Genomic DNA, 7,445 nt, shown 5'->3' with positions numbered 1-7,445 from the left:
CACCGTTGCCACCGTTACCAGTGTTGCCACCGTTGGAACCACCGTTGCCAGTGTTGTCGGAACCACCGTTGCCAGTGTTACCACCGTTGCCAGTGTTACCACCGTTGGAACCACCATTACCGGAACCACCGTTGCCAGTGTTGTCGGAACCACCGTTGCCAGTGTTACCACCGTTGCCAGTGTTGCCACCGTTGCCAGTGTTGCCACCGTTGCCAGTGTTGTCGGAACCACCGTTACCAGTGTTGCCACCGTTACCCGAGTCGCCCGAAGTAGACTTCACGATGAGCTTGACCGTGCGGGCCTCACGACCCAACACCACGCTCACGCTCTTCTTATCATCAGCAACCTTCACACCCGTGGAACCCGGAGCCACGCCAGAGAACACGTAACCGGAAGCGACCGGCACACTCATACGAGAGCCAACCAAAGCATCAGCCGGAGAAGAAGCCGGCATGGACGCCACAACATCGGAAGGCAAGACGCTGCCATCCTCACTTACATACTCGAACGACACCTTACCGGCAAGACGACTGGAATCACTGGCATCAGACTTCAACTTGAATCTGAGCGTGCGGGCCTGCTCGCCCATCACCACGCTCACGCTCTTGCCATCCTGAGCGACCGTCACACCTGCAGGAGTCTGGGACACACCAGAGAACACCGAAGGAACCTCGGACACACTGTCGAACAGGTAGCCCGGAGCGACCGGCACACTCACATGAGAGCCAACCAAAGCACCAGCCGGAGAAGCAGCCGGCATGGACGCAGCCACGGCCTTCGCCAGAGGCTTGCCATCCTCACCGACATACTCGAACGACACCTTACCAGCACGACGGCCGGGAACACTGGCATCCGTCTTCACGACGAGCTTGACCGTGCGAGCCTGCTCGCCCATCACCACGCTCACGCTCTTGCCGCCCTGAACGACCGACGCACCCGTGGAACCCTGATCGACACGATCGAACAGGTACCCCGGAGCGACCGGCACACTCACATGAGAGCCAACCAAAGCACCAGCCGGAGAAGCAGCCGGCATGGACGCAGCCACGGCCTTCGCCAGAGGCTTGCCATCCTCACCGACATACTCGAACGACACCTTACCAGCACGACGGCTGGGAACACTGGCATCCGTCTTCACGACGAGCTTGACCGTGCGAGCCTGCTCGCCCATCACCACGCTCACGCTCTTGCCGCCCTGAACGACCGACGCACCCGTGGAACCCTGATCGACACGATCGAACAGGTAGCCCGGAGCAACCGGCACACTCACATGAGAGCCAACAAAAGCACCAGCCGGAGAAGCAGCCGGCATGGACGCAGCCACGGCCTTCGCCAGAGGCTTGCCATCCTCACCGACATACTCGAACGACACCTTACCAGCAGTCTTGCGCACCATCTTGACCGTCACCGTCGTATCCGAACCCGGGAACGTACCCGTGATCTTCGTAGCGGTGCAGCTGGCCGCGGAGGACGGGTCGCAACCCGTGAACTTCCAACCCGCACCATCAGGCAACGAGAACTCGAACGGATCACCCTGGTTACCGGACTTCGAACCGGGAAGACCAAGCTTGCTCACCACGTCCTGAGGAACGGGATTGCCCTTGTCATCCACGTACCTGAACGTAATCGTGGATGCGGCCTTATACCCATTCAGCCCGTAAGTGACCGCACCGGTACGCACCTGCCCGGGCTCGCCGGGAGCCGGCCTGAACAGCCCAAAGTCCGGATCGGTGGTCGAACAGGAGGCCTGGTCACCACCATTGAGGTCACCACCATTGACGTAACACGCCCCCGGAACAGGAGCAGGATCCACCTGAGTCCAACGACCGGAAAGACCCGAAAAAGCAGAGGTACCATCGAAATACGTGCGAGGCCCCAACCGCAACGACCGCAAACCAGGCATAACATCGAACATGGAATACATGCTCGTGACGTGGCTCATATCCCAACCACTTACATCCAACGACGTCAAACCAGACGATTCACGGAACATGGCCGTCATGTCCTGGACGTTGCTTGTATCGAAATGGCTCACATCCAACGACGTCAAAACAGACACACCAGCGAACATGTGCGACATGTCCGTGACCTGGCTCGTATCCCAACCACTCACATCCAACGACGTCAAACCAGGCGTACCAGCGAACATGGCATGCATGTTCGTGACGTGGCTCGTATCGAAATGGCTCAAATCCAACGACGTCAAACCTCTCGCATGTTCGAACATGTTCGCCATGTTCGTGACGTGGCTCGTATCCAAACCACTCAAATCCAACGACGTCAAAGCGAGATCATCATTGAACGCGCTGCTCAGATCCGTCGCGCCCTGGATGTTCCGCAGGCCAGTCACCGACGTCAGATTGTTCATCCGACCCAGACGGACACGGCCACCCGGAGACAACTGGATGGGATTGTCGATCGAAACCGAAACCACCTTATCCAAATTCAAATTATCAAACTTCGCACCGTCGCCGGAATCGCCTTGCAGGGCGGCCCTGCCGGTCACATGCACCGCACAATAGCCGTCACCGGCATTATCCGCATACCAATCGGTACCGGTCTGCCTGCCAGAGAAACAATCTGTAGCACTTTGTGGTGAGATGCCGCTTCGGGTTCGCGGCTTGGACGCATCCTGCGCGGAACGACCAGCACCACCATCCGGCGCCGGATCCGCGAAAGCCGGCAGCGAGAAACCACCACCGAATATCGCCACGGCGGCGATCACGCCCACCAGCGTGCGCCACCAATCCCTTAATCGTCTACCAAACATCCATTGACTCCTTCATCCCTGACTACAACACCACTACATGCCAGACCGGCCCCGTTTCGGGACCGGCATCACGGCGACGGCCCACGCCACCACACAACCCGGTATTGCGAAAACCTCGCCTGCCATCGGCATCACACCACGATGCCCAACACACGCACAGATACGAATAACGATGAATCTATGCATTAAGCATCAAGGTAAACCCCCCCCCCGACAAACCCGTATAAGAACGAAATATTCGCAACAGTCGGATATGCGCCGCCTTAGTGGCTCACGTCGAAAAAACGAACGGAGGGAAAACCTACGAAACACGCGTCACAAGGAATCTGCCCCTCCAAACGGGCCAACCAGACAAGACACCATGCCAAACGATTGACAAAAACCCGCGCTCGACCCTTACGCCGCCGAGCCACACCACCACGGACGCCAGCAACCCCACGAAAATATATGACCGGTAGCAAAACCACGATAAACCATTCAGATGCAGGACAGGAAAAACAGCGATCATAGACCATGCGTCACCTATGTCAAACCAGGGGACCCATTCACCGACACGGCAGCCGGAAGATGGAACCAAAAACGACCCCAAACCCGGACCAACAGAAGACGGGCCATCCTCCAAGCCCATAGCAAAACCCGGAAGAAACGAACAACCACACCCACTGGGGCAAAGCGAACACAACCAGCATCCGTACTTGCGATCGACGCACGCAACAGCCACCCAAACCACACCACAGCAACGATCTCGAACCTGTTAACCCAGCCGCCACCCACACGCCGCAGCCCACAACCACACGTCACCACCACAACAACGCAAAGGGCCGCCCGAGCGAATCCGAAAAAAACGACCCAGCACCGCCACCACGCCTGAAACACCCACCAGCGCATGCATTCGATCCCTCACACCACGACCAACAGACATCACGGCACGTCTCCACTCGCGCAACGACACCACCACGTACCCAACGCACCGGGCAACCACACCGACACCGTACACGAACACCGACACCGCACCGACATACGGCCGGCGCCGGGCACCACGAAGCAAACATGCATAACCGCGTCATGCACTCAATAGCATCAGGGTATACTCCCAACGAATTCAAACCACCGGATATACACCACCATGCACAACGCATACGACAACGAACAGCGGACGCTCCCAAGGTTCCAGGGCAGCCGACCTCCTCATATGCTTTCGTTGTGCAGCCAGACGTTTATCCCACTGTTTTCAGCCGACCCGGCCCGATCCCACCCACTTGCCACGGACGGGCGACCCAGCGCCTGGAGGCATGCAGTCGAAGTAGCAGCGACCTGATCATGAACCGACAAATCTTCACACCACAGAAACCAGCCGCATCATCGGACCAATCAAACATTCACCGTGAGTTCATGCGAAATCCGAACGTTACGGTTTTGCGATAAAAACCGGAATACGAAGCAGGCCGAATATCCGGTCATGACGCTCATATAGCAGTAAGAGTCTGAGCCGCTTGGTTTTGACTACATGAATGACGAGACGATGCGGACTCGTCACCCCAAGTCGACACCACGCCAGACAGTCCAGCCGGAGAGCACGGTCACAAAGCCGGCATAACCGGCCTACCCTCCGTCAACGGCTTCACCGGAAAAGAGACACCCCACGGCGCGCCAGACAATACGCGTTGCCGAGCCAGGTATGGCGGGATGTAGGCCAGACCGACCCAAGACGGGGAGAATTCTGACTCATCCAAATGCTTGGATAACGCCCATCCGAACTGCGGGACCCCAACAGATTGAAACCGTTTTTGCACACCAGCCAGTCCGGATGCTGGGTCGCTATCGCAAGCCCCTCCTCCAAGGTGAGGGGGGAACGCTCATCCGATTCAATGAGCTTTCGGGCTACATCCGGCTCACGGTTCACGTAGCAGGTGCCGGTGTGGGGTGCAATGACCAGGTAGAAGGGGCCTTCCGGGGGATTGAAACCCGGCTGTTGCAGAAAGCTGGCCACATCACGCGGCGGCATCGTAGTGAAACCTGCCATCCTGTTGATGCTGGTACGGGCAATCAACGAATCCGGAGCGACGAGCTCACGAGTCGGCACCAGAAGAATATCCACCGAAGGATCGCGGTGATCGGGCGAGATGACGGGAGCCCGCTGATCATCGGTGGCCCTACGGACCGCCAACTCACCGGATTCCTCAAGAATATCCAAGCTGGTGGCGCGTGAACCCGCTCCATTGACGTCCGCACCGCTCCAACCCGCAATCTCCTCGTCACTGCAACCTTCGAGCGCATGGATCAACGGGCGCGCCAACGCTCTGAACGCCTCCGCACTCATATCGGCCACATCGGGGTAGCCCAAAGCGACGATACGGTCCAGTTGCCTTTGTACTTCTACGGATGCCTTCGACATGGCTTCAGTATCCCACAACCGGCCAACCGAAATATCGGCGCAAGCACATCAGCATATCAAAGACGATCGGTGAAATGCTTACGCGCTATGATCTCCGCGAGCTCTACGGCATTCAACGCCGCACCCTTGCGCAGGTTGTCGTTCGCCACGAAGAAGGACAGGCCATGCTCGCCATCCACCGCCTGGTCTTGGCGGATGCGCCCCACAAAGCTCGGATCACGACCGGCGGCCAGCTGAGGTGTGGGAATGTCGTCAAGTTCCACGCCCGGGGCGGCGGAGAGAATCTCACGGGCCTGATCGGGAGTGACGCTACGCTCGAACTCCGCGTTGACGCTCATCCCGTGGGCGGTGAAAACGCCGACGCGCACGCAGGTGCATGAGGCCTTGAGATTAGGCAGATGCAGGATTTTGCGGCTCTCATTGCGCAGCTTCTGCTCTTCGTCAGTCTCCTGCGAACCGTCATCCGCAATGGAACCGATGAAAGGGACGACGTTGAAGGCGATGGTTCTCGCCACTTTGGTGGGCTTCGGGAAATCAATCGCGGAGCCATCGAAGACGAGTTTGTCGGCACCCTGATTGAGTGCGGCCTTCGCCTCGGTCATCAGCTGCTCCACTCCCGCCCTGCCGGCTCCGGAAACCGCTTGATATGAGCTCACAATAAGCCTTTTGAGTCCAAAAACATCGGAAAGCGCTTTAAGAGGAGGAATACACGCCATCGTGGTGCAATTAGGATTGGCCACGATGCGTTTGGGAATGTCGTCGAGATCCTGTGGATTCGCTTCGGCCACCACAAGCGGCACGTCATCGCACATACGCCACTGCGAAGAGTTATCGACCACATAAGCACCGGCCTGTGCAAAACGAGGCGCCCACACTTTGGACGCGTCACCCCCTGCGGAGAAAATGGCGATATCGATGCCTGAAAGGTCGGCTACGGCTACATCCTCGACTTCGATATTGCGTCCCCGCCATTGCAGCATCTTGCCCGCCGAATGTGCAGAAGCGAGGAACCTCAGATTGCGCACCGGGAAATCGCGCTCATCCAAGACACGCCTCATCACCATGCCGACCTGGCCGGTGGCACCAAGAACCGCGACATCCACACCATTCTCATTGATCTGGACCATACCAACCTCCACTTCATACCATCGTGAACCGCGAAAGCGGACAGCGCACAGCGCTCCGCCCACAGCTCACCGGGTAAGTGCAACCAGGAGCCAACACCGCAGTGCCCGCCGCATCGCTCTTCTAGAGTACCGCAACCGACCGCGACCGTCCGAATGATTACTATTACTTGAACACCGGAAACCTCACCGCCAAGAATGAACACCGGAAAGGCGAAAAGATTCAAACCTATCCCAACGATCTCTTAGCGACGACTCCCCTACGACGGATCAGCTTGGCAGACAAGTCGTCTCACGGTCAAGCTGTTGGAATCCACCGAGCCCCACTCTGCAGCTGCATACACACGATTCCGGCTCAATATAGACCCACCCACATCACAAGCCTAGCCAGGTATCACCGCCTTACCAGCGACGGCGTCACCGACCGGTTCCACCGTAAACAACGGCTTCGACCTGAGTGGCGTCAATCCCATAGGCAGTGTGCAGGGCACGGACGGCATCATCAAGTTGGGCAATGGGAACAAGCGCCGCAATCCGAATCTCGGATGTGGAAATCATAAGCACGTTTATTTTCTTGTCACTGAGTGCCGCAAAGAACTTCGCGGCGAGCCCCGAATGCGTCTTCATGCCCACACCAACGACGGCCACCTTACCGACTTCGGTATCGATATCATACTCTCGGTAGCCAAGGTCGTTCCGTGACCCCTCAAGCACAGAACGAACGGCGTCGATGGAGGTTGAAGGAACCGTGAAAGAGATGTCGGCTGTACCGGTGGAAGCCCCGGCCTGCACTATCATGTCCACGTTCACCCCGGCTTTAGCGAACCGCTCGAACACACGGGCGGCCATGCCCGGCTCATTGCGCACACCGCAAATGGTGACAAGTGACTCCGTCCGGTCATGTGCAACTCCTGAAATGACCGGTGTCTCCGGACCAAGGTCGGGAAATAGTTCACCCATGGATTCGTTCGCCGAACCATCGGCTTTGCGAGCTTCATCCGAGCCAGGCGTACGGGGAAGGCTCGCAAGGTTCAAAGCATCGTTCGCCCCTGACGGACCATCGGCACCGTTCTCATGGTCGGGCATGTCGGCTCGATGCAGCGATTGACAATCATGTGAACCGTCGCCGACATTCGGCGTAGTTCGACCAATACCC

At 58.0% G+C, this 7,445-nt stretch carries 4 protein-coding genes; all 4 read right to left on the bottom strand.

The features are described 5' to 3' along the window. A partial coding sequence (locus tag BBOMB_RS08210) for a BspA family leucine-rich repeat surface protein (RefSeq protein WP_193786677.1) occupies positions 1–2,770 on the bottom strand: 2,770 nt, incomplete at its 3' end. 1,621 nt (positions 2,771–4,391) lie between these two features. After that, complete coding sequence (locus BBOMB_RS08365) at positions 4,392–5,165, bottom strand: DUF5701 family protein (RefSeq protein ID WP_044087584.1); 774 nt, start codon at positions 5,163–5,165, stop codon at positions 4,392–4,394. A 56-nt stretch (positions 5,166–5,221) separates the two neighbouring features. Then, on the bottom strand, positions 5,222–6,292 hold the full coding sequence (locus tag BBOMB_RS06150; protein WP_044087583.1) for an aspartate-semialdehyde dehydrogenase: 1,071 nt from the start codon (positions 6,290–6,292) through the stop codon (positions 5,222–5,224). 414 nt (positions 6,293–6,706) lie between these two features. After that, the gene (locus BBOMB_RS06145) at positions 6,707–7,249 is read right to left on the bottom strand and encodes an ACT domain-containing protein (protein WP_044087615.1); all 543 of its coding nucleotides are present in this window, start codon (positions 7,247–7,249) and stop codon (positions 6,707–6,709) included. Positions 7,250–7,445: the final 196 nt, after the last annotated feature.

This window comes from Bifidobacterium bombi DSM 19703, assembly GCF_000737845.1.
GTDB lineage: Bacteria > Actinomycetota > Actinomycetes > Actinomycetales > Bifidobacteriaceae > Bifidobacterium > Bifidobacterium bombi.
The sequence above is the reverse complement of the archived record's forward strand: the minus strand, read 5'-3'. Positions and strand labels throughout refer to the sequence as shown.